General features: G+C 70.2%; 19 protein-coding genes, 1 pseudogene and 1 riboswitch. Of the genes and pseudogenes, 15 read left to right on the plus strand and 5 right to left on the minus strand.

The window, feature by feature from the left end:
• Positions 1–89: 89 nt before the first annotated feature.
• The 3 genes and pseudogenes from BLQ50_RS09920 to BLQ50_RS19285 form a co-directional block, all read right to left on the minus strand.
• The gene (locus tag BLQ50_RS09920) at positions 90–344 is read right to left on the minus strand and encodes a hypothetical protein (protein WP_139185795.1); all 255 of its coding nucleotides are present in this window, start codon (positions 342–344) and stop codon (positions 90–92) included.
• A gap of 206 nt (positions 345–550) precedes the next feature.
• Entirely contained in the window at positions 551–1,093 is a 543-nt protein-coding gene (locus BLQ50_RS19205; protein ID WP_175559086.1) for a transposase, read from the minus strand.
• 64 nt (positions 1,094–1,157) lie between these two features.
• Positions 1,158–1,403: pseudogene (locus tag BLQ50_RS19285) on the minus strand (alcohol dehydrogenase catalytic domain-containing protein); the annotation flags it as partial.
• Positions 1,404–1,502: 99 nt separating this feature from the next.
• A riboswitch (TPP riboswitch) is annotated at positions 1,503–1,630 on the plus strand.
• Positions 1,631–1,795: 165 nt separating this feature from the next.
• Between BLQ50_RS19285 and BLQ50_RS09935 the strand changes: the two are divergent.
• From BLQ50_RS09935 to BLQ50_RS09950, 4 genes are read left to right on the plus strand one after another with little or no spacing between them, the layout of a single operon-like run.
• Positions 1,796–2,089 (plus strand): thiamine-binding protein, encoded by a 294-nt coding sequence (locus BLQ50_RS09935; RefSeq protein WP_093183234.1) that lies wholly within the window; start codon positions 1,796–1,798, stop codon positions 2,087–2,089.
• Positions 2,086–2,859, plus strand: a complete 774-nt coding sequence (locus BLQ50_RS09940) for an ABC transporter permease (protein ID WP_093183236.1) — start codon at positions 2,086–2,088, stop codon at positions 2,857–2,859. Before BLQ50_RS09935 ends, BLQ50_RS09940 begins: the two co-directional genes overlap by 4 nt.
• A 41-nt stretch (positions 2,860–2,900) precedes the next feature.
• Positions 2,901–3,935, plus strand: a complete 1,035-nt coding sequence (locus tag BLQ50_RS09945) for an ABC transporter substrate-binding protein (RefSeq protein ID WP_093183237.1) — start codon at positions 2,901–2,903, stop codon at positions 3,933–3,935.
• Positions 3,916–4,674, plus strand: a complete 759-nt coding sequence (locus BLQ50_RS09950; protein WP_093183239.1) for an ABC transporter ATP-binding protein — start codon at positions 3,916–3,918, stop codon at positions 4,672–4,674. Before BLQ50_RS09945 ends, BLQ50_RS09950 begins: the two co-directional genes overlap by 20 nt.
• Positions 4,675–5,030: 356 nt before the next feature.
• Here the strand turns inward: BLQ50_RS09950 and BLQ50_RS09955 are convergent, their stop codons facing one another.
• Together BLQ50_RS09955 and BLQ50_RS09960 are read right to left on the minus strand one after the other, a co-directional pair.
• Complete coding sequence (locus BLQ50_RS09955) at positions 5,031–6,029, minus strand: quinone oxidoreductase family protein (protein WP_093183240.1); 999 nt, start codon at positions 6,027–6,029, stop codon at positions 5,031–5,033.
• On the minus strand, positions 6,026–6,826 hold the full coding sequence (locus BLQ50_RS09960; protein ID WP_175559087.1) for an alpha/beta hydrolase: 801 nt from the start codon (positions 6,824–6,826) through the stop codon (positions 6,026–6,028). The genes BLQ50_RS09955 and BLQ50_RS09960 overlap by 4 nt, the downstream gene beginning before the upstream one ends.
• Before the next feature lie 56 nt (positions 6,827–6,882).
• On the opposite strand from BLQ50_RS09960, the gene argC reads away from it, so the two are divergent.
• The 11 genes from argC to tyrS all read left to right on the plus strand — a co-directional run bounded on the left by argC (position 6,883) and on the right by tyrS (position 18,411).
• A complete protein-coding gene (gene argC / locus BLQ50_RS09965; protein WP_093183243.1) occupies positions 6,883–7,956 on the plus strand; it encodes an N-acetyl-gamma-glutamyl-phosphate reductase in 1,074 nt (357 codons plus the stop codon).
• Positions 7,953–9,143 (plus strand): bifunctional glutamate N-acetyltransferase/amino-acid acetyltransferase ArgJ, encoded by a 1,191-nt coding sequence (gene argJ, locus BLQ50_RS09970; RefSeq protein WP_093183245.1) that lies wholly within the window; start codon positions 7,953–7,955, stop codon positions 9,141–9,143. The genes argC and argJ overlap by 4 nt, the downstream gene beginning before the upstream one ends.
• A complete protein-coding gene (argB, locus tag BLQ50_RS09975) occupies positions 9,140–10,120 on the plus strand; it encodes an acetylglutamate kinase (protein WP_093183247.1) in 981 nt (326 codons plus the stop codon). Before argJ ends, argB begins: the two co-directional genes overlap by 4 nt.
• 29 nt (positions 10,121–10,149) lie before the next feature.
• A complete protein-coding gene (locus BLQ50_RS09980; RefSeq protein WP_425424093.1) occupies positions 10,150–11,439 on the plus strand; it encodes an acetylornithine transaminase in 1,290 nt (429 codons plus the stop codon).
• Complete coding sequence (gene argF, locus BLQ50_RS09985; protein WP_093183251.1) at positions 11,440–12,372, plus strand: ornithine carbamoyltransferase; 933 nt, start codon at positions 11,440–11,442, stop codon at positions 12,370–12,372.
• Entirely contained in the window at positions 12,369–12,896 is a 528-nt protein-coding gene (locus BLQ50_RS09990; protein ID WP_175559088.1) for an arginine repressor, read from the plus strand. The genes argF and BLQ50_RS09990 overlap by 4 nt, the downstream gene beginning before the upstream one ends.
• Before the next feature lie 111 nt (positions 12,897–13,007).
• Entirely contained in the window at positions 13,008–14,252 is a 1,245-nt protein-coding gene (locus tag BLQ50_RS09995) for an argininosuccinate synthase (RefSeq protein WP_093183253.1), read from the plus strand.
• 2 nt (positions 14,253–14,254) lie between these two features.
• Positions 14,255–15,730: an argininosuccinate lyase gene (argH, locus tag BLQ50_RS10000; RefSeq protein ID WP_093183255.1), complete on the plus strand. Its 1,476-nt coding sequence runs from the start codon at positions 14,255–14,257 to the stop codon at positions 15,728–15,730.
• 55 nt (positions 15,731–15,785) lie between these two features.
• Entirely contained in the window at positions 15,786–16,352 is a 567-nt protein-coding gene (locus tag BLQ50_RS10005) for a uridine kinase family protein (RefSeq protein ID WP_093183257.1), read from the plus strand.
• A gap of 39 nt (positions 16,353–16,391) precedes the next feature.
• The gene (locus BLQ50_RS10010) at positions 16,392–17,084 is read left to right on the plus strand and encodes a DNA-3-methyladenine glycosylase (RefSeq protein WP_093183370.1); all 693 of its coding nucleotides are present in this window, start codon (positions 16,392–16,394) and stop codon (positions 17,082–17,084) included.
• Between the two features lie 61 nt (positions 17,085–17,145).
• Positions 17,146–18,411, plus strand: a complete 1,266-nt coding sequence (gene tyrS / locus BLQ50_RS10015) for a tyrosine--tRNA ligase (protein ID WP_093183259.1) — start codon at positions 17,146–17,148, stop codon at positions 18,409–18,411.
• The last annotated feature ends 726 nt before the right edge of the window (positions 18,412–19,137 follow it).

The following is a 19,137-nucleotide window of genomic DNA, read 5'->3' on the forward strand; positions in this document are numbered from 1 at the left end:
GTGATGGCTGGCTGACGGCCCGGTTCCCTCGAGGGAACCGGGCCGTTCGTGTCTCCGGCGCCACCCGAGGGCGGCGCCACGGGTGCTCGTCAGGGCTGGTCGTACTCGCAGTCGTAGCCGGGCGGCAACCAGCGCAGCGTCGTCGTCACGTCCGCCACGGTCGTACCGGCCGGGGCGTTGGCGTAGCAGTCGGCCCTGGACTGGTCCAGGCCGACCTTCGCGAACCAGGCGACCCCGACGACGGTGCTGAGGATGATGACCACGGTCGTGGCCACCCGGACCCGGCGGGACGGCGCCGGACCGCGGTCCTCGTAGCCGCCGTCGGCCCAGGAGTTGTTGATCATGGACATGAGGGTAGACAACAGTTGCGCGATTTCTCTAGTGTTCCGTAGCCGTGCTGCGCTTTCGGTCCGCAAAAGGAGCTCCGGTGGCTTGTCTGATCCTGTGTGACGCTCTTATCGTTCGTCAAGGTCGTGGGTGAGCCATTCTCGGTAGGTGGTGGCGAATGTGTCGTCTCGGCGCTTGGCCCCTTCGATCGTGTGGCGGCGGGCTAGAGGCCGAAGTGGGCGGCGACGTCTTGGAGGGTGAGGCGGCGGGCGAGGGCTCGTTTGAGGCAGCGGATCGTCTCGCGGGCGCTCTTGCCCTCGGCGCGTCGCTTGGTGACGTAGTCCTTGGTGCGTGGGTCGCAGGTCATGCGGACCAGGACGATCTGGTGCGGGGCGCAGTTGGCGCGACGGTCCCCGCCGCGGTTGAGGCGGTGGCGGGTGGTCTGACCGGAAGAAGCCGGTAGCGGGCTGGTGCCGCAGAGCGCGGCGAACGCGGCCTCGCTGGTGATCCGGTGAGGATTGTCGCCGGCGGTGATGAGCAGCTGAGCGCCGGTAACTACCCCGACTCCTCTCGAGGCCAGCAGCGCTGGGGCGACTGAGGTCACCAGGGCGCGCAACTCGTCGGTGGTCTCTTCGATCTCCTCGGTCAGGACCCGGTGGCGGCGGGCCAGGTGGCGCAGTCCGATCGTCGTTGCCTTCTCGGCGTTGTCGAGGGGGTCGCCGGGGTGGGTGTGGCGCAGCATGGCCAGCAGTGCGTTCTCGGGCATGCTGGTGAGCTTCAGGCACGACGACGAGCTCCGCATACGACCCAGGCGCTTCGGTCCACGCGACCCGGTCCCCGGCGGCGACGTCGTGCACGTCGTCACCGACCTCGATGACCGTCCCGGCGCCCTCCGAGCCCGGGACCTGCGGGAACGACGCCGAGTAGATGCCGGAGCGGCGATAGACATCGACGAAGTTCACGCCCGCAGCCGCAGCACGAACGAGCACGTCGAGTGGTCCTGGACGGGGGGCCGGCAGCTCGTCGATCTCGAGGACGTCTGGGCCGCCGGCGTGGGCGGCGATGATGGCTCGCATACCCAGACAACCACTCGGACCTGCACGCGCGCGAGCGGGACGTGACTGAGGTCACCCTATGAGCCCTCGCCGCCGGTCTGTCGATGTGCCTACAGTGGCTCCGATACGCCGGGGAGCTCGGAGCAGATCGAGCTGAGAGGGTGGCTGGGCACAACACGTGCCAGCGCCACCGACCCGCGAACCTGAACTGGGTAATGCCAGCGGAGGGATGCGTCGTAGTGCTTGTGCGCACTGCTCGACAGACCGCCGACGGCCCCCATGTGCGCGAGCCCTAGGCCCGTGTGCGCGGAGGGCTGTCGACCGACGTCGTACCGGGTGAACCGTGCCCGGTCTCGCGGGTCCTTGCCTCATGCCGCCGCGCTGCGCATTCCCCCGGACCGTCGGAGGAAGTCATGCTCGCTGAGATCCAAGTGTCACCACGCCCGGGCGGCAACGCTGAGAACCCCTATGCGCACATCGAGGCCGCGATCGCGGTCATCGAAAATGCCGGGCTCGTCTACGAGGTCGGTGCCATGGGCACGACCATCGAGGGAACGCCCGAGCAGGTGTGGACGCTGCTGCGCGCCGTCCACGAGGCCACGCTCAAGGCGGGCGCCGCGGGGGTGACGAGTCACATCAAGGTCGGTCAGGGCGCGGACGACGACGGCCCGTCGATCATCGACCTGGTCGGGAAGTTCCGGGCGTGAGCAGTCCGAACGGTGCTGTGACGGTGCGCCGGGTCGTGTCGCCGCTGGCCCTGTGTGCCGCACTGATCGTCGCGTGGCAGGTCACGGTCCGGGTCAGCCATGTCCCGATCTTCATCGTGCCGGCACCCTCCGACGTCTGGCACGCCGCGGTCCGCACCGCGCCGCTCCTTGGCGAGCACATCGCCACGACGCTCACCGAGGCGGGCTTGGGCCTGGCGCTGGGCGTGACTGTCGGTGCGCTGCTTGCCGTCGTCATCGCTGCGATCCCGGCGGTGGGCGACGCCATCTACCCGCTCGTGACCTTCAGCCAGACGATCCCGATCATCGTGCTCGCCCCACTTTTGATCCTGTGGGCGGGCTTCGGCCTGACCCCCAAGGTGATCCTCGTGGCACTCACGGTGTTCTTCCCGGTGCTCGTCTCGGCGGTCAGCGCGATGCGATCGGTCGAGGCGGACCTCACCGACATGGTCGCAGGGCTCGGTGGGGGACGCCGCCACCAGCTGTGGTTCGTGCGACTGCCCGCCGCGCTGCCCGGTGCACTGTCCGGACTGCGGCTCGCGGCGACGTACACGATCGGCGCCGCCGTCGTCTCGGAGTACCTCGCGGGCCAGAGCGGGCTCGGCGTCTTCATCCAACGGTCACGCAAGGCCTACGCCGTCGACCAGATCTTCGTGGCGATCCTCGTGATCGCCGTGCTCACTGCGGTGCTGTTTGTCATCGTCGACACCCTGTGCAGGCTCGCCACCCCCTGGCAGCGCGATCAGCGCTGATCGCACTCATTTCTCTCTACTCATTCTCGAAAGGCATTCTCATGTTCTTTGCCACTGCCCGACGTTGCCGAGCCATCATCGCGACCGGCGCGGCGATCGCTGCCGCACTCGCGCTCGCAGGATGCTCGACGACGTCGCCTGCCGCCACTGGCGGCTCGCAGGCCAACGCCCTCCGCAAGGTCTCCGTCGTTCTCGACTGGACCCCCAACACCAACCACTCGGGTCTCTACGTCGCCCAGACCGAGGGCTACTTTGCCGCTCGTGGCCTTGACGTGACGATCATCGAGCCGGGGGAGACCTCCGGCCTCGATCTCGTCGCCGCCGGGCAGGCGGACCTCGCCTACTCGGTCGCCGAGAGCCTCGTGCCTGCGCGCCAGGCCGGGGCCGATGTCGTCTCGGTGGCGACGATCATCCAGCACAACACCTCGAGCCTGATCTCCTTGACCAGCAGCGGTATCACCCGACCGCGCGACCTCGAGGGGCGCTCGTACGGCACCTATGGCAGCGACCTGGAGAAGGCGCTGATCCGCAAGCTCGTCACATGCGACGGCGGCGACCCGGACAAGGTCACTTTCGCCCCGCTCGGCTCCGACGACTTCCGCATCGGCCTGACGCAGAATCAGTTCGATGTCGCGTGGGTCTTCGACGCGTGGGACACGATCCGCCTGCGCGACGTCGACCACCTCGACGTCTCGACGATCGCTTTCTCCGATCACACCGACTGCATCCCCGACTGGTACACGCCGCTGCTCGCGACGTCGGGGAAGACGATCACGAAGAACCCGCAGCTGGTGCGCGACTTCCTTGCCGCGCTGAGCGAGGGCTACCAGAAGGCGATCAGCGACCCGCCGTTGGCGGCCGACGACCTACTGAAGGCCGCGCCGGAGCTGGACCGCGGTCTCGTCGAGCGCAGCGCCAACTACCTCGCGACCCGGTACACCGACGACCCCGCGCGCTGGGGCCAGCAGGACGCTGTCGTGTGGAACGGATTTGTCGGATTCCTCGAGGACAACGACCTGATCAAGCCTGGTTTCGACACCGCAGCGGCGTGGACTGATGACTACCTTCCGCACTGACGGGCGCGTCCTCGGCGTCGAGCGCCTCACCGTCACGTTCCGCACCGGCCGACGCGAGGTGACAGCGCTGCAGGACGTCGATCTCACGCTGGCGGCAGGGGAGTTCCTCGCGGTGGTGGGACCGTCAGGGTGCGGCAAGTCGACACTGCTGCGGGCGCTCGCTGGGTTGCTTCTGGCGTCAGCGGTCGTCGACCGGTCCAGCACGATCACGGTTCCGCGTGATGCTTCGGGGCGGCCCGACGTCGTGTGGATGCCACAGCAGAACTGCTTGCTGCCGTGGCGCCGGGCGATGGCGAACGCCGCACTGGGGGCGAGGGTGGCGGGGGTGCCGCGCGCCGAGGCGGTACATCGGGCTAGTGAGATGTTCGAACGCTTCGGTCTCGCAGGCTTCGAACGATCGTGGCCGCACGAGCTGTCAGGTGGGATGCGTCAGCGACTCGCGTTGCTGCGCACCACGCTCACAGGCCGCAGCGTGCTCCTGCTCGACGAGCCGTTCGGAGCGCTCGACGCGATCACCCGCCGCTCGATGAACCAGTGGCTCGCCGACTTGCGGCGGTCGCACGACGGCGCCCTGCCCAGCACCGTCGTCCTGGTCACCCACGACGTCGACGAAGCCGTGACCCTCGCGGACCGAGTCATCGTCATGAGCTCAAGGCCGGGGCGCATCGTCGACGAGATAGTCGTCGCCACCGAACAATCGCCCAGGGAGCGCGTGCTTGCAGCGTTGTCGGTCGAGTAGAGAGGAACGAGCGTATCGAGAAGGGCGTCAACGCACGCGGGACAAGACCAGCCCGACCCCCACCCGGTCGGCGCAACGATTCACGAGCTCACGAGCTGGGCGCGCGAGCGCCCCACCCCTGCCCTTGGCAGGACACCGTTCGGTGGGGCCGGACACCGTTCGGTGGGGCCGGACACCCAGGACACACCCGTCCAGTGCCGGAACGACAGGACTACCACCCTCACGTTCGAGGGTGCCCGATGGGCCTACCGCCGGCACCTACGTGCGACTCCCGAGCTTTACGCCCGGCGCCGCGCGCAGGCGCCCGCTACAGCCCACTCAGGAAAACTCAAGTCCTAAGCAACGGTAGCCGGTGCTCAGGGAAGCAGCAGGACCTTCCCGGTCGTGCGGCGTCCCTCGAGGGCAGTGTGCGCCGCGGCGGCCTCGGTGAGCGGGAACGTCGCCCCGATCCGCACGTTCAGCTGCCCCGTGCGCACGGCTGCGAAGAGCTCCTCCGCCCGGGACAGCAGCTCGGCGCGGGTAGCCACGTAGTCGCCGAGGGTCGGCCGGGTGAGGAAGGCCGAGCCTGCTGCGTTGAGCCGCTGGATGTCGAAGGGCGGCACCTGCCCCGAGGACCCGCCGAAGAGCACCAGCATGCCGCGCCGGCGCAGGCTGGCCAGGGAAGCGTCGAAGGTGTCCTTGCCGACCGAGTCGTAGGCGACGTGCACGCCGCCGCCGGCCAGCTCTCGCACGAGGGCGGGCAGCTCGGTCGTCAGGTCCGTCAGCTCGCGGTAGTTGATGACGTGGTGGGCGCCGGCCCCCCGGGAGAGATCGGCTTTGGCCTCGGTCGAGACCGTGGTGATCACAGTCGCCCCGCGGGCGACGGCGAGCTGGGTGAGCAGCAGCCCGACGCCGCCCGCCCCGGCGTGGATCAGAACCTGGTCGCCGGCGGCGATCGGGTAGGTCGACGTCGCGAGGTAGTGCGCGGTCATGCCCTGCAAAGGCAGTGCGGCCGCGACCTGAAGGTCGATCCCCGGTGGGACGGGCAGGGCGCGCTCCGCCCGGACGATGACGTGGCCCGCGTAGGAACGAGGGGCATCGGACCAGGCGACCCGGTCGCCGGCCGTGAAGCCACCCGCGTCGGAGCCCGTAGCCACGACCACCCCGGCGCCTTCGGTGCCCAGCACGGAGGGGTAGTCGATCCGGTAGACCCCGGACCGGCGATAGGTGTCGATGAAGTTCACGCCCGCTGCGGCGACCTCGACGAGCAGCTCTCCGTCACCGGGGGAGGGGACCGGGATCTCGCGGAGCTCAAGGACCTCGGGGCCTCCCGCACGGGTGGCGACGATGGCATGGGTGGTGGTCTGGTCGTTCATGTGGTCTCCCCTGATCTGGTCATCTGTTCTCCCTGCGCCGGTCCGATTCCTTGCTCGCCGAGCCAGCGTAGGCACGCCTGGGTCCACTCCGCAGGGGCTCCGGCTGTCTCGGCCAGGCCGAGGCCGTGCGAACCGGTCGGGTAGACATGTAGCTCGTAGGGGATGTGCGCGCGGCCCAGTGCGCCGGCGAGCCGCAGGCTGTGCTCGACGTCGACGACCGCGTCGTCGGCCGTGTGCCACAGGAAGGTGGGCGGCGTTCGCAGGTCGACCCGGCGTTCGACGCTCAGCGCCTTGGCGTAGGCGGTGTCGTCGGCACGGGCGCCCAGCAGGTTGCCCCGTGACCCCAGGTGGGGGAGGTCGGTCATCGACACGACCGGGTAGCACAGCACGCCGGCGTCCGGGCGGGTGGGGCGGTCGAGGCCCTGCGCCGCGAGCGTGAGCTCCGCGTCGGTCGCGGTCAGCGCCAGCCCGGCCAGGTGCGCCCCGGCGCTGAAGCCCAGGACTGCGATCGGCCCGTCGACCGGGCCGTGCTCGCCCGAGCGAAGCTCGGCGACGGCCCGGAGCACCTGGCCGAGGGCGACCGGGTATGTCGCCGGTGCGACCGCGTAGTCCAGGTACGCGCAGGCCACACCGTTCGCGGCCAACCACGCCGTCACGTCGAGGTACTCGTGCTCGGCGCGCCCGACGTAGCCACCGCCGGCGAGCACGAGGACAAAGCCCCGCGAGCGCCCGCCCGCGCCGGGGTCGGGCGCGGGCAGAACGGTCAGAGGAGCGCGGTCGATGTTCAGGCTGGTCATGGGCAGAGGATAGCCCCCGGCTGTATCAACTCGCATCGGTGTGTATTGTTATACATATGACTTTCACAGTGGCAGTCGCAGGGGCGAGCGGATACGCAGGTGGGGAGACCCTGCGGATCCTCGCCGACCACCCCGAGATCGAGATCGGTGCCCTCACCGCGCACTCCAACGCAGGCAGCCAGCTGGGTCTGCACCAGCCCCACATCCGGGCGCTCGCAGACCGCGTCCTGCTCCCCACGGACGTCGAGAACCTGCTCGGCCACGACGTCGTCGTGCTCGCGCTGCCGCACGGCGCCTCGGGCGAGATCGCCGCCCAGCTTCCCGACGACGTCCTTGTCATCGACCTCGGCGCCGACCACCGCCTCGTCGACCCCCAGGCATGGACCGACTTCTACGGCACCCCGCACGCCGGGACCTGGCCCTACGGCCTGCCCGAGCTGCTGCGCGCGGGCGGGGCTGGCACCGGCGAGCTCATGAAGCAGCGTGAGCTGCTCGCCGACGCCCGTCGGATCGCGGTCCCCGGCTGCAACGTCACCGCGGTGACCCTCGGCCTGCAGCCAGGCATCGCGGCCGGTCTGCTCAGCGCCCACGACCTCGTCGCGGTCCTCGCCGTCGGCTACTCCGGCGCGGGCAAGACCCTCAAGACCCACCTGCTGGCCTCCGAGGCGCTCGGCTCGGCCCAGCCCTACGCCGTCGGCGGCAGCCACCGGCACATCCCCGAGATCGAGCAGAACCTCCGCATCGCCGGGGCCGGTGAGGTCACGATCTCCTTCACCCCCGTGCTCGTCCCGATGTCCCGGGGCATCCTCGCGACCGCAACCGCCCGCCTGGCCCCCGGCCACGAGGACATCGATCTTGCCGAGCTGCGTCAGGCCTGGGAGCAGGCATATGTCAGTGAGCCCTTCGTCGAGCTCCTGCCGGCCGGCCAGTGGCCGACCACGGCGATGACCGCGGGCGCCAACACCGCGCTCGTGCAGGTCGCGATCGACCGCCGCGCCGGGCGCGTGGTGACCGTGACCGCGATCGACAACCTCGTCAAGGGCACCGCAGGCGGCGCCGTCCAGTCCATGAACATCGCCCTGGGTCTGCCCCAGACCCTGGGCCTGACCGCACAAGGAGTCGCGCCGTGAGCGTTACCGCAGCCCAGGGATTCCGGGCCTCCGGGGTTGTCGCCGGCCTGAAGTCCACCGGCAAGCCCGACGTCGCCGTCGTGGTCAACGACGGCCCGCTCGACGTGGCCGCCGCGGTGTTCACCTCCAACCGGGTCTTCGCCGCCCCGGTCGCCTGGTCCCGCCAGGTGGTCGCCGACGGTCGCGCGACCTCTGTGGTCCTCAACTCCGGCGGCGCCAACGCGTGCACCGGCCCTGAGGGCTTCGCCGACACCCACCGCACCGCCGAGCACCTCGCCGGTGTGCTGGGCACCTCCGCGGGGGACACCCTCGTCTGCTCGACCGGCCTCATCGGCGAACGGCTGCCCATGGACAAGCTGCTCGCCGGGGTGGACGACGCCGCCGCGCAGCTCGCCAGCAACGGCGGCTTCCTCGCCGCCGCGGCCATCATGACGACCGACACCGTGCCCAAGACCGTCGCGATCACCGGCGGATCCGGCCCGGCCGAGCCGGGTGCCCCGACGTGGACCGTCGGTGGCATGGCCAAGGGGGCGGGCATGCTCGCCCCAGGCCTGGCCACCATGCTCTGCGTGCTCACGACCGACGCCGTCGTCGACTCGGCCACGGCCGACGCCGCCCTGCGTGAGGCGACCCGGCTGACCTTCGACCGGGTGGACTCCGACGGCTGCATGTCGACCAATGACACGGTGATCCTGCTCGTCTCCGGCGCGAGCGGCCTGACCGCGACCGCCGCCGAGCTCACGACCGCGCTCACCGCGGCGTGCGCCTCCCTGTCCCGCCAGCTCGTGGCCGACGCCGAGGGCGCGAGCCACGACGTAGCCGTCGAGGTGGTCGGCGCACACTCCGAGGACGCCGCCGTGGCCGTGGCCCGCGCCGTGACCCGGTCCAACCTCTTCAAGGCCGCCGTCTTCGGCAACGACCCCAACTGGGGACGGGTGCTCTCGGCCGTGGGCACCGTCCCGGAATCCGTCGCCACCTTCGACGCCGACCGGCTTGATGTCTCGATCAACGGCGTCCAGGTGTGCCGCGCCGGGGGAGTGGGCGAGGACCGCACCCTCGTCGACCTGGCCGGAAACCGCGAAGTGCGGGTGCTCATCGACCTGCACGCCGGACCCGCGACCGCGACCGTGTGGACCAACGACCTCACGCACGACTACGTCCACGAGAACAGCGCGTACTCCTCATGAGAGCGCCCACCGCCCTCGACTTCTCCCAGATGGACGTCGGCGCCGACCTCACCCCCGCCCAGAAGGCAGAGGTGCTCCTCGAGGCCCTGCCGTGGCTCAAGGAGTTCAACGGCGCGCTCGTCGTCATCAAGTACGGCGGCAACGCCATGATCGACGACAGTCTCAAGGCCGCCTTCGCCCAGGACATGGTGTTCCTGCGCCAGGTGGGCCTGCACCCCGTCGTCGTGCACGGCGGCGGCCCGCAGATCTCGGAGATGCTCGGTCGGCTCGGCATCCCCAGCGAGTTCCGCGGCGGGCTGCGGGTGACCACCCCCGAGGCCATGGAGGTGGTCCGGATGGTGCTCACCGGCAAGGTCTCCCGCGAGCTCGTCGGCCTGATCAACGCCCACGGCCCCTACGCCGTCGGGCTCTCCGGTGAGGACGGCGGGCTGCTGCGCGCCCGCCGCCGCCACGCGACCGTCGACGGCGAGCCTGTCGACGTCGGCCTCGTCGGCGACGTCGTCGAGGTCGACCCGAGCGCCGTCCAGGACCTGCTCGACGCCGGCCGGATCCCGGTGGTCTCCACGATCGCCCCCGACGTCGACGACCCGACCCAGGTGCTCAACGTCAACGCGGACACCGCCGCCGCAGCGCTGGCCGTCGCGCTCGGTGCGCGCAAACTCATCGTGCTGACCGACGTCGAGGGCCTGTACACCTCGTGGCCGGACCGCAGCTCCCTCGCCAGTCAGATCGGCGTCGGTGCGCTCGCGGACCTGCTGCCCTCCCTCGAGTCGGGCATGGTCCCCAAGATGGAGGCGTGCCTGCGAGCTGTCCTCGGCGGGGTTCGCGAGGCCCACGTGATCGACGGCCGGCTCGCGCACTCGGTCCTCATGGAGGTCTTCACGACCAAGGGCATCGGCACCATGGTCGTGCCCGACGATGCCATCCCCACCGCCCAGACTCAGCCCGTACCAACCCAGAACGGAGCTCCCGCGTGAGCGACCAGAACGCCGCCCCGAGCGCGGCCGTGGACACCGCAGCCCAGCCCGCCGCCCAGACCGTGGTTCAGCCCGCCGCCGGCTCCGCGGCCGAGTGGACCCAGCGGTACACCGGCGCCGTCATGGACACCTTCGGCCCACCCCAGCGCGTGCTGGTCCGCGGCGAGGGCGCCTACGTGTGGGACGCGGACGGCAAGCGCTACCTCGACCTGCTCGCCGGGATCGCCGTCAACGCCCTCGGCCACGCCCACCCCACGCTCACCGCGGCGATCAGCGCCCAGCTGGGGACGCTCGGGCACGTGTCCAACTTCTTCGGCACGCCCACCCAGATCGCCCTCGCCGAGCGGTTGCTCGAGCTGAGCCGGGCGCCCCAGGGCTCGCGGGTGTTCTTCACGAACTCCGGGACCGAGGCCAATGAGGCCGCCTTCAAGATGGCCCGGCGCACCGGTCGGCCCCGGATCCTCGCCCTCGAGGGCAGCTTCCATGGACGCACGATGGGCGCGCTCGCCCTCACGTCCAAGGCCGCCTACCGGGAGCCTTTCGAGCCGCTGCCGGGGGGAGTGGAGTTCCTGCCCTTCGGCGACCTCGACGCCCTCGAGGCCGTCTTCGCCGGTGCCGTCGACGGCGCGGCCACGAGCGACATCGCTGCCTTCTTCATCGAGCCAATCCAGGGTGAGGCCGGCGTCCGCTCGCTGCCCGCCGGCTACCTGGCCCGCGTCCGTGAGCTCACCCGCGCCCACGGCACCCTGCTCATCCTCGACGAGGTGCAGACCGGTATGGGCCGCACTGGCGCCTGGATGGCCCACCACCTCCCGCAGATCGGCGGCGGCGTCGTGCCCGACGTCGTGACCCTCGCCAAGGGCCTCGGCGGCGGCTTCCCGATCGGCGCCGTCGTCGCCTACGGCGATCGGGCCGCGACGCTGCTAGGCCGCGGCCAGCACGGCACGACCTTCGGCGGCAACCCGGTCGCGGCCGCCGCGGCCCTGGCCACGATCGGCGTCATCGAACGCGACGGCCTGCTCGCCAGCGTCCGGGAGACCGGAAGCTACCTGCGCGAGCAGGTGGACGCCGTCGGGCACCCGCTCATCGCCGCCGCGCGCGGGGAGGGCCTGCTCATCGCGATCGAGCTCACCGCCCCGGTTGCACCGGCCGTGGCCACACGCGCCCTGGAGGCGGGGTTCATCGTCAACCCGGTGAACCCGACCGCCATCCGCCTCGCGCCTCCCCTCATCCTCACCCGCGACCAGGTCGACGACTTCGTCGCCTTCCTCGCGGACCTGCCCACGACTGCTGCCGACCTCACCCCTGCGGAGGCTTAGATGACCCGCCACTTCCTGCGCGACGACGACCTCAGCCCCGCCGAACAGGCCGAGGTCCTCGAGCTGGGCCTGCGCTTCGCGCAGGACCGCTTCCACCGGGTGCCGCTGCACGGCCCGAAAGCCGTCGCGGTGATCTTCGACAAGCCCTCGACCCGGACCCGGGTGTCGTTCTCGGTCGGGATCGCCGAGCTCGGCGGGTACCCGCTGGTCATCGACGCTGCCAGCTCTCAGCTGGGGCGCGGCGAGCCGATCGCCGACACCGCTCGGGTGCTCGACCGCCAGGCCGCCGCGATCGTGTGGCGGACCTTCGGCCAGGACCGCGTCGAGGAGATGGCCGCGGCGAGCTCAGTGCCCGTGGTCAACGCCCTCACCGACGACTTCCACCCCTGCCAGATCCTCGCGGACCTGCTGACCATCGCCCAGCACCGCGGCGGGGTCGCCGCCCTCGCCGGCCAGACGCTGGCCTACGTCGGTGACGGCGCGAACAACATGTCCCACTCCTACCTCATCGGTGGCGCGCTGGCGGGCATGCACGTGCGGATCGGGACGCCCGCCGGGTACCCGCCGAATCCGGTCTTCCTCGCCGACGCTGCCCGGATCGCGGAGCAGACCGGCGGCTCGGTCTTCGTCACGTCCGATCCGGCCGAGGCCGTGGCCGGCGCGGACGCCGTGGCGACCGACACCTGGGTGTCCATGGGAGACGAGGCCTCGGCGACCGACCGCGCCCAGCCCTTTGTGCCCTTCCAGGTGAACGCCGAGCTCATGGCGCACGCCGCGCCCGACGCCGTCGTGCTGCACTGCCTGCCGGCCTACCGCGGCAAGGAGATCACGGCCGACGTCATCGACGGCCCGCAGTCGGTCGTCTGGGACGAGGCCGAGAATCGCCTGCACGCACAGAAGGCGCTGCTCACCTGGTTGCTGGAGCGCCAGTGACGATCAGCTCGGTTCCCTCGGGCACCGTGCCCGCGACCAAGGCCGCCCGGCACGCCCGGATCGTCCAGCTGCTGGTCCGCGAGCAGATCCACTCCCAGGCCGAGCTCGCCAGGGCGCTCGCCCGGGACGGCCTGCACGTGACCCAGGCGACGCTCTCGCGCGACCTCATCGAGCTGCGCGCGGAGAAGGTGCGCACCACTTCCGGCGCGGGCGTCTACGCCGTGCCCGGTGAGGGCGGGGACCGCAGCGTGCAGGGGACGGCGGACGCGGAGTACCTGGCCGCGCGGCTCGCGCGGCTGTGTGGGGAGCTCCTCGTCTCGGCCGAGAGCTCGGCAAACCTCGTTGTGCTGCGCACCCCGCCCGGCGCGGCGCAGTACCTCGCCTCGGCGATCGACCACTCGGTCCTGCCCGGGGTGCTCGGCACGATCGCCGGCGACGACACGGTCCTGGTGATCGCCCGGGACGGCGACGGGGGCGACGAGCTGGCTGCCCGGTTCGTCGCGCTCGCGAGCGACAGCCCGTGACGGGCGCCTGCCCACGCTGCCCACACCTGTCCGAGGGGCGATCTGCGGTCATCGCAGTCGCGCCGAGGATGACAGACTTGACCCAATCAACACGTGAGAAAGAGAAGTGCCATGACTGAACGCGTCGTGCTCGCCTATTCCGGCGGCCTGGATACCTCTGTTGCCATCGGATGGATCGCCGAGCGCACCGGCGCCGAGGTCATCGCCGTGGCCGTCGACGTCGGCCAGGGCGGTGAGGACCTCGAGGTCATCCGCCAGCGCGCCCTCGACTGCGGCGCGGTCGAGGCCTACGTCGCCGACGCCCGCGACGAGTTCGCCGAGGAGTACTGCATGCCGGCGCTGCGCGCCAACGCCCTCTACCAGGACCGCTACCCGCTCGTCTCGGCCATCTCGCGTCCGACGATCGTCAAGCACCTCGTGCGTGCCGCTCGCCAGTTCGACGCGCAGACCGTCGCGCACGGCTGCACCGGCAAGGGCAACGACCAGGTCCGCTTCGAGGTGGGCATCACCTCCCTCGCCCCGGACCTCAAGTGCCTCGCACCGGTCCGTGACCTCGCCCTCACCCGCGAGAAGGCCATCGCCTACGCCGAGCTGCACAAGCTGCCGATCGCGACGACGAAGCACAACCCGTTCTCGATCGACCAGAACGTGTGGGGCCGTGCCGTGGAGACCGGGTTCCTCGAGGACATCTGGAACGCCCCGACCAAGGACGTCTACAACTACACCGACGACCCCACGTTCCCGCCCGTCGCGGACGAGGTCATCATCACGTTCGAGAAGGGCATCCCCGTCGCCCTCGACGGCGTGCCGGTCACCCCGCTGCAGGCCATCCAGGAGATGAACCGTCGCGCCGGCGCCCAGGGCGTGGGCCGCATCGACATCGTCGAGGACCGTCTCGTGGGCATCAAGTCCCGTGAGATCTACGAGGCGCCGGGCGCCATCGCGCTCATCGCCGCGCACCAGGAGCTCGAGAACATCACGGTCGAGCGCGAGCAGGCTCGCTTCAAGCGGACGGTCGAGCAGCGCTGGACCGAGCTCGTCTACGACGGCATGTGGTTCTCGCCGTTGAAGAAGTCCCTCGAGACCTTCATCAACGACACCCAGCAGTACGTCTCCGGCGACATCCGCATGGTCCTGCACGGTGGCCGCGCGACCGTGACCGGTCGTCGGTCCGAGGCGAGCCTGTACGACTTCAACCTCGCCACCTACGACGAGGGCGACACCTTCGACCAGAGCCAGGCGCGTGGCTTCATCGAGATCTTTGGTCTCACCGCGAAGCTCTCCGCCGCCCGCGACGTGAAGTTCGGCAACGGCGTGGACCTGTCCGGGTCCTCCCTGCCGGGCAGCCAGGCCTGAGCATGAGCGACGACCAGGGCGCTGCCTCCGACGCCGCGGCCTCGGAGGCCGTCGCCCCGCAGGCTGAACCGCAGCAGCGGGTCAGCCTGTGGGGCGGGCGGTTCGCCGGCGGTCCGTCGGAGGCTTTGGCTGCGCTGTCGTTGTCGACCCACTTCGACTGGCGGCTCGCCTCCCAGGACATCGCCGGGTCCAAGGCGCACGCCCGCGTGCTGCACACCGCGAACCTGCTGTCCGACGACGAGCTCGAGATCATGCTCGACGGTCTCGACCGGCTGGCGGTCGACGTCGAGAGCGGGGGCTTCCGCCCCGAGGTCGCCGACGAGGACGTGCACACGGCCCTCGAGCGAGGCCTGATCGAGCGGGCCGGGCCCGAGGTCGGCGGCAAGCTCCGCGCCGGACGGTCTCGCAACGACCAGATCGCGACCCTCGTGCGGATGTACCTGCGCGAGGAGGCCAAGGTGATCGGCGCTCTTGTGCTCGACGTCGCCGACGCACTCATCGCCCAGGCCGAGGCGCACCCCGGTGCGGCCATGCCCGGGCGCACGCACCTGCAGCACGCCCAGCCGGTCCTGCTGGCCCACCACCTGCTCGCCCACGTGTGGCCGTTGCTGCGCGACGTCGACCGCTACATCGACTGGGACGTGCGGGCGGCGCGCTCGCCCTACGGCTCGGGCGCCCTCGCCGGGTCCTCCTTGGGCTTGGATCCCGAGGCGGTCGCGGCCGAGCTCGGCTTCGACCGGGCGGTCGAGAACTCGATCGACGGGACGGCCAGCCGCGACGTCGTCGCGGAGTTCGCCTTCGTCTCGGCGATGCTCGGGATCGACCTCTCGAGGTTCTCCGAGGAGATCATCATCTGGAACACCAAGGAGTTCGGCTTCGTCCGCCTGGACGACGCGTACTCCACGGGGTCCTCGATCATGCCGCAGAAGAAGAACCCGGACATCGCCGAGCTCGCTCGCGGCAAGGCCGGGCGCCTGATCGGTGACCTCACAGGTCTGCTGGCCACGCTCAAGGGCCTGCCGCTCGCGTACAACCGTGACCTGCAGGAGGACAAGGAGCCCGTCTTCGACCAGGTCGACACGCTCACCGTCCTGCTGCCGGCCTTCGCGGGCATGGTCTCCACCATGACCTTCAACACCGAGCGGATGGCCGAGCTCGCCCCCCAGGGCTTCTCGCTCGCGACCGACATCGCCGAGTGGCTGGTCCGCCAGGGCGTCCCGTTCCGGGTCGCCCACGAGGTGGCCGGCGCGTGCGTCAAGGTCTGCGAGGACCGCGGCATCGAGCTGTGGGACCTGTCCGACGCCGATCTGCTCGCCATCTCTGAGCACCTCACCCCCGGTGTACGCGAGGTGCTCACGGTCGAAGGGTCCCTCGGGTCCCGCAATGCGGTGGGCGGTACGGCCCCCGAGCGGGTGGCCGAGCAGCTCGAAGAGGCCAAGGTCCAGGTCGCGGAGTACCGCTACTGGGTCAACGGCTAGGAACAGAACACATCGGTACGACGTTGGGGACGGTCATGGCAGAGGTCACACGCTCATGACCGTCCCCGACTCGGTTCTCACCGAGCTCGTCTCCGCGATCGAGGCCGCACCGGCTGGTCTCGGCGGCTCCCGGCTGGTGTGCATCGATGGCCCGGCCGGCTCGGGCAAGACGACCCTTGCCACCCAGCTTGCCTGGTCGCTGCCCGCCCAGGTGGTGCACATGGACGACCTCTACCCTGGGTGGTCCGGCATGGCCGAGGGGGCGGACCTGCTCCGGGAGTGGGTCCTCGGCCCCCTCGCCCACGGCGTGCCCGGACGCTACCGGCGCTACGACTGGCCGCTCGGCGTCTACGCCGAACGGCACACCGTGCCCCTGGCAGACTTCCTGATCGTCGAGGGCTGCAACTCCGCCGCGCTGCCGGTCGACGAGTACGCGCCTTTCATCATCTGGGTCGAGGCCGACGATGACCTGCGCCTCGCCCGCGGCCTGGACCGCGACGGGGCTGACGCCTCCGAGCAGTGGACCCGGTGGATGGTCACCGAGCGCGAGCTCTACGCCGCCAACAGGACTCCTGAGCGTGCCCACGTTCGTCTCGACGGCCTCGGCCGCCTGGTCGGCTGAGCGGTGCCGGCGAACGCGGCTGAGTCCGAGGCTGAGCCGGTGTCCGTGCCGACGCTCGCGGGGCAGCAACCCGACCGGGCCTGGTTCGCGCGGCCGGGGATCGACGTCGCCCGCGACCTGCTCGGTGCTCACCTCACGCGCCGCGACCCAGGCGGTGACGTGACCGTGCGTATCACCGAGGTCGAGGCATATCAGGGGGAGCAGGACCCCGGCTCCCACGCCTTCCGCGGTCCGAGCCCCCGCAACCAGGTCATGTTCGGTGAGCCAGGACGGCTCTATGTCTACCGCCACCTCGGCCTGCACACGTGCATGAACATCGTGTGCGGCCCAGACTGCAAGGCCGCCGCGGTCCTGCTGCGCGCGGGGGAGGTGGTCGCCGGGGAACCGGTCGCCCGTCGTCGGCGGCTCGCGGCGGGCGCGGTGACCCGGTCCGTGGACCTCGCGCGCGGCCCCGCGCGGCTGACAGTCGCCCTCGGCGTGACCATGACCGACTACGGCCTGGACCTGCTCGACCCGGACTCCGCGCTGTCGCTCGAGGTGGCTACGGCGTCGGGCACGGGATGGAGGCTCCCGGACGACGCGGTCAGCTCCGGGCCGCGCGTGGGCGTCTCCGGCGCGGGCGGCGAGGGTGCGCTCTTCCCCTGGAGACTGTGGATCACCGGCGACCCGGCCGTCTCGGCGTACCGGGCGGCCGCCGCGCCGCGCTCACGATCCGGCCCACGTTCTCGCTGATCGCCCGGACACGGCAGACTAGGGGAGCGCCGTTCGAGGCGCGCGAACCGAAGGAGCAGTAGTGAGCAACGTTCTTGATGAACTCACCTGGCGCGGACTGGTCGCTCAGACCACCGACGTCGAGGCTTTGCGTGAGGCTCTGGAGAGCGGCCCGATCACGTATTACTGCGGCTTCGACCCGACCGGACCGAGCCTGCACCACGGCCACCTCGTCCAGCTGATCGTGCTGCGCCACCTCCAACTCGCCGGGCACAACCCCATCGCCCTGGTCGGCGGCGCCACCGGCCTGATCGGCGACCCGCGGATGTCGGGGGAGCGGGTGCTCAACTCCAAGGAGACCGTCGCCGGCTGGGTCGAGCGGCTCCAGGCGCAGGCCTCACGTTTCCTGTCCTTCGAGGGGGAGAACGCCGCGCGCATGGTCAACAACCTCGACTGGACCGGTGAGCTCTCCGCGATCGACTTCCTGCGGGACATCGGGAAGCACTTCCGGCTGGGGACCATGCTCGCCAAGGAGACGGTCGCCCGCCGCCTCGCGAGCGACGAGGGTGTGTCCTTCACGGAGTTCAGCTACCAGATCCTGCAGGGCATGGACTTCCTCGAGCTCAACCGCCGGCACGGCTGCACGCTGCAGACCGGCGGCAACGACCAGTGGGGCAACCTGCTGGCCGGCGTCGAGCTGATCCGCAAGTCGGACAAGGTTGCCGTACACGCCATGACCACCCCGCTGATCACCAAGGCCGACGGCACCAAGTTCGGCAAGACCGAGGGCGGCGCCGTCTGGCTCGCCCCGGACATGATGAGCCCGTACGCCTTCTACCAGTACTGGATCAACGCGGCCGACGCCGACGTCGTGGGCTGGGTCAAGACGTTCACCTTCCGTACCCGGGAGGAGATCGCCGAGATCGAACAGTCCGTCGCCGAGCGGCCGCAGGCCCGCGAGGCGCAGAAGATCCTGGCCGGCGACGTGACCACGATGGTGCACGGAGAACGTGCGACCGCCCAGGCGATCGCCGCGAGCTCGGCGCTGTTCGGTCGCGGGGAGCTCGCGGACCTCGACCCGGAAACTATCGAGGCAGCCGTCGCGGAGCTCCCCTCCACCGAGGGCGGGGTGGGCACCTCGATCATCGACGTGATGATCAGCAGCGGGCTCGTCGCCTCGAAGGCAGCCGCCCGGCGCGCCGTGGCCGAGGGTGGGGCCTATGTCAACAACATCAAGGTGACGGCGGACGACGCAGTGCTCACCGCCGACGATCTGCTCGACGGCCGCTTCGCGGTCCTGCGCCGCGGCAAGAAGACGCTCGCCGTGGTGCGGGTCGCGCAGCAGTAGCCGGAGCAGCAGTTGGCACGCGGCTCGGCCGCGAACCGGTCGCGGTGCGTGGCGCACTGTCAGATGATGGCTCGTCTCCCACGGGGAGGCGAGCCATCCCTGTCTAGGCAGATCTCCTTCGCTGGCACTGTGCTGGCCGTCACGTCGCCCTCGGTTGACGTGTGCGGTCGGGCCACCGTAATGTTCTGGAAGTCAGCCCGACCGGGAGACACAGACACCACTGCGAAGCTCGTGAGAGCCGCCGCGAAGTGGCTGGTCCCGGGGTTGATTTCCACGCTGTTTCTGCTGGTGAGTTCGTCTTGCTGGGTGGGGTAGTGTTGGGCTTCTGGTTCAGACCGGTGCGCGGAACTGCTTGAAAGAGTGGTTCCGAGGCCAGGTTGGATCGGATAGACTGGAATGGCCCGCTCTTGGCGGTTAGGTGGTTCGGAAACGGACTGGTTGACAGTGAGATGCGGATCGGGTAAGTTTGAACGGTTGCCCCAAGAGAAGGACCTTAGCGGTCTGGAAGTGGTGCGCGTCCGCTCCTTGAGAACTCAACAGTGTGCTTAATAGTCAATGCCAAGACCCCTTGTCTGGTGTTGGTTGCCGGGTCTTCGATCTGGTGGCTGATTCGCAGCAAGGTTTATTTGGTATGAATTGAAAACGCAAGTTTTCGGTTTGTAGCCTTGATTAATCAAGTGCCTCTTTGCAGGGGTGCTTGCTTCGTATGGTTGTTAACTGGTTTCG

The sequence above is a fragment of the Sanguibacter gelidistatuariae genome (assembly GCF_900096585.1).
GTDB classification, from domain to species: Bacteria; Actinomycetota; Actinomycetes; order Actinomycetales; family Cellulomonadaceae; genus Sanguibacter; species Sanguibacter gelidistatuariae.

What these genes read in the sequence shown, in the direction of transcription:
- BLQ50_RS09920 (WP_139185795.1), bottom strand. Translation starts at nt 344, where the DNA reads ATGATCAACAACTCCTGGGCCGACGGCGGCTACGAGGACCGCGGTCCG.
- BLQ50_RS19205 (WP_175559086.1), bottom strand. Translation starts at nt 1,093, where the DNA reads ATGCCCGAGAACGCACTGCTGGCCATGCTGCGCCACACCCACCCCGGC.
- BLQ50_RS09935 (WP_093183234.1), top strand. Translation starts at nt 1,796, where the DNA reads ATGCTCGCTGAGATCCAAGTGTCACCACGCCCGGGCGGCAACGCTGAG.
- BLQ50_RS09945 (WP_093183237.1), top strand. Translation starts at nt 2,901, where the DNA reads ATGTTCTTTGCCACTGCCCGACGTTGCCGAGCCATCATCGCGACCGGC.
- BLQ50_RS09950 (WP_093183239.1), top strand. Translation starts at nt 3,916, where the DNA reads ATGACTACCTTCCGCACTGACGGGCGCGTCCTCGGCGTCGAGCGCCTC.
- BLQ50_RS09955 (WP_093183240.1), bottom strand. Translation starts at nt 6,029, where the DNA reads ATGAACGACCAGACCACCACCCATGCCATCGTCGCCACCCGTGCGGGA.
- BLQ50_RS09960 (WP_175559087.1), bottom strand. Translation starts at nt 6,826, where the DNA reads ATGACCAGCCTGAACATCGACCGCGCTCCTCTGACCGTTCTGCCCGCG.
- argC (WP_093183243.1), top strand. Translation starts at nt 6,883, where the DNA reads ATGACTTTCACAGTGGCAGTCGCAGGGGCGAGCGGATACGCAGGTGGG.
- argB (WP_093183247.1), top strand. Translation starts at nt 9,140, where the DNA reads ATGAGAGCGCCCACCGCCCTCGACTTCTCCCAGATGGACGTCGGCGCC.
- argF (WP_093183251.1), top strand. Translation starts at nt 11,440, where the DNA reads ATGACCCGCCACTTCCTGCGCGACGACGACCTCAGCCCCGCCGAACAG.
- BLQ50_RS09995 (WP_093183253.1), top strand. Translation starts at nt 13,008, where the DNA reads ATGACTGAACGCGTCGTGCTCGCCTATTCCGGCGGCCTGGATACCTCT.
- argH (WP_093183255.1), top strand. Translation starts at nt 14,255, where the DNA reads ATGAGCGACGACCAGGGCGCTGCCTCCGACGCCGCGGCCTCGGAGGCC.
- BLQ50_RS10005 (WP_093183257.1), top strand. Translation starts at nt 15,786, where the DNA reads ATGACCGTCCCCGACTCGGTTCTCACCGAGCTCGTCTCCGCGATCGAG.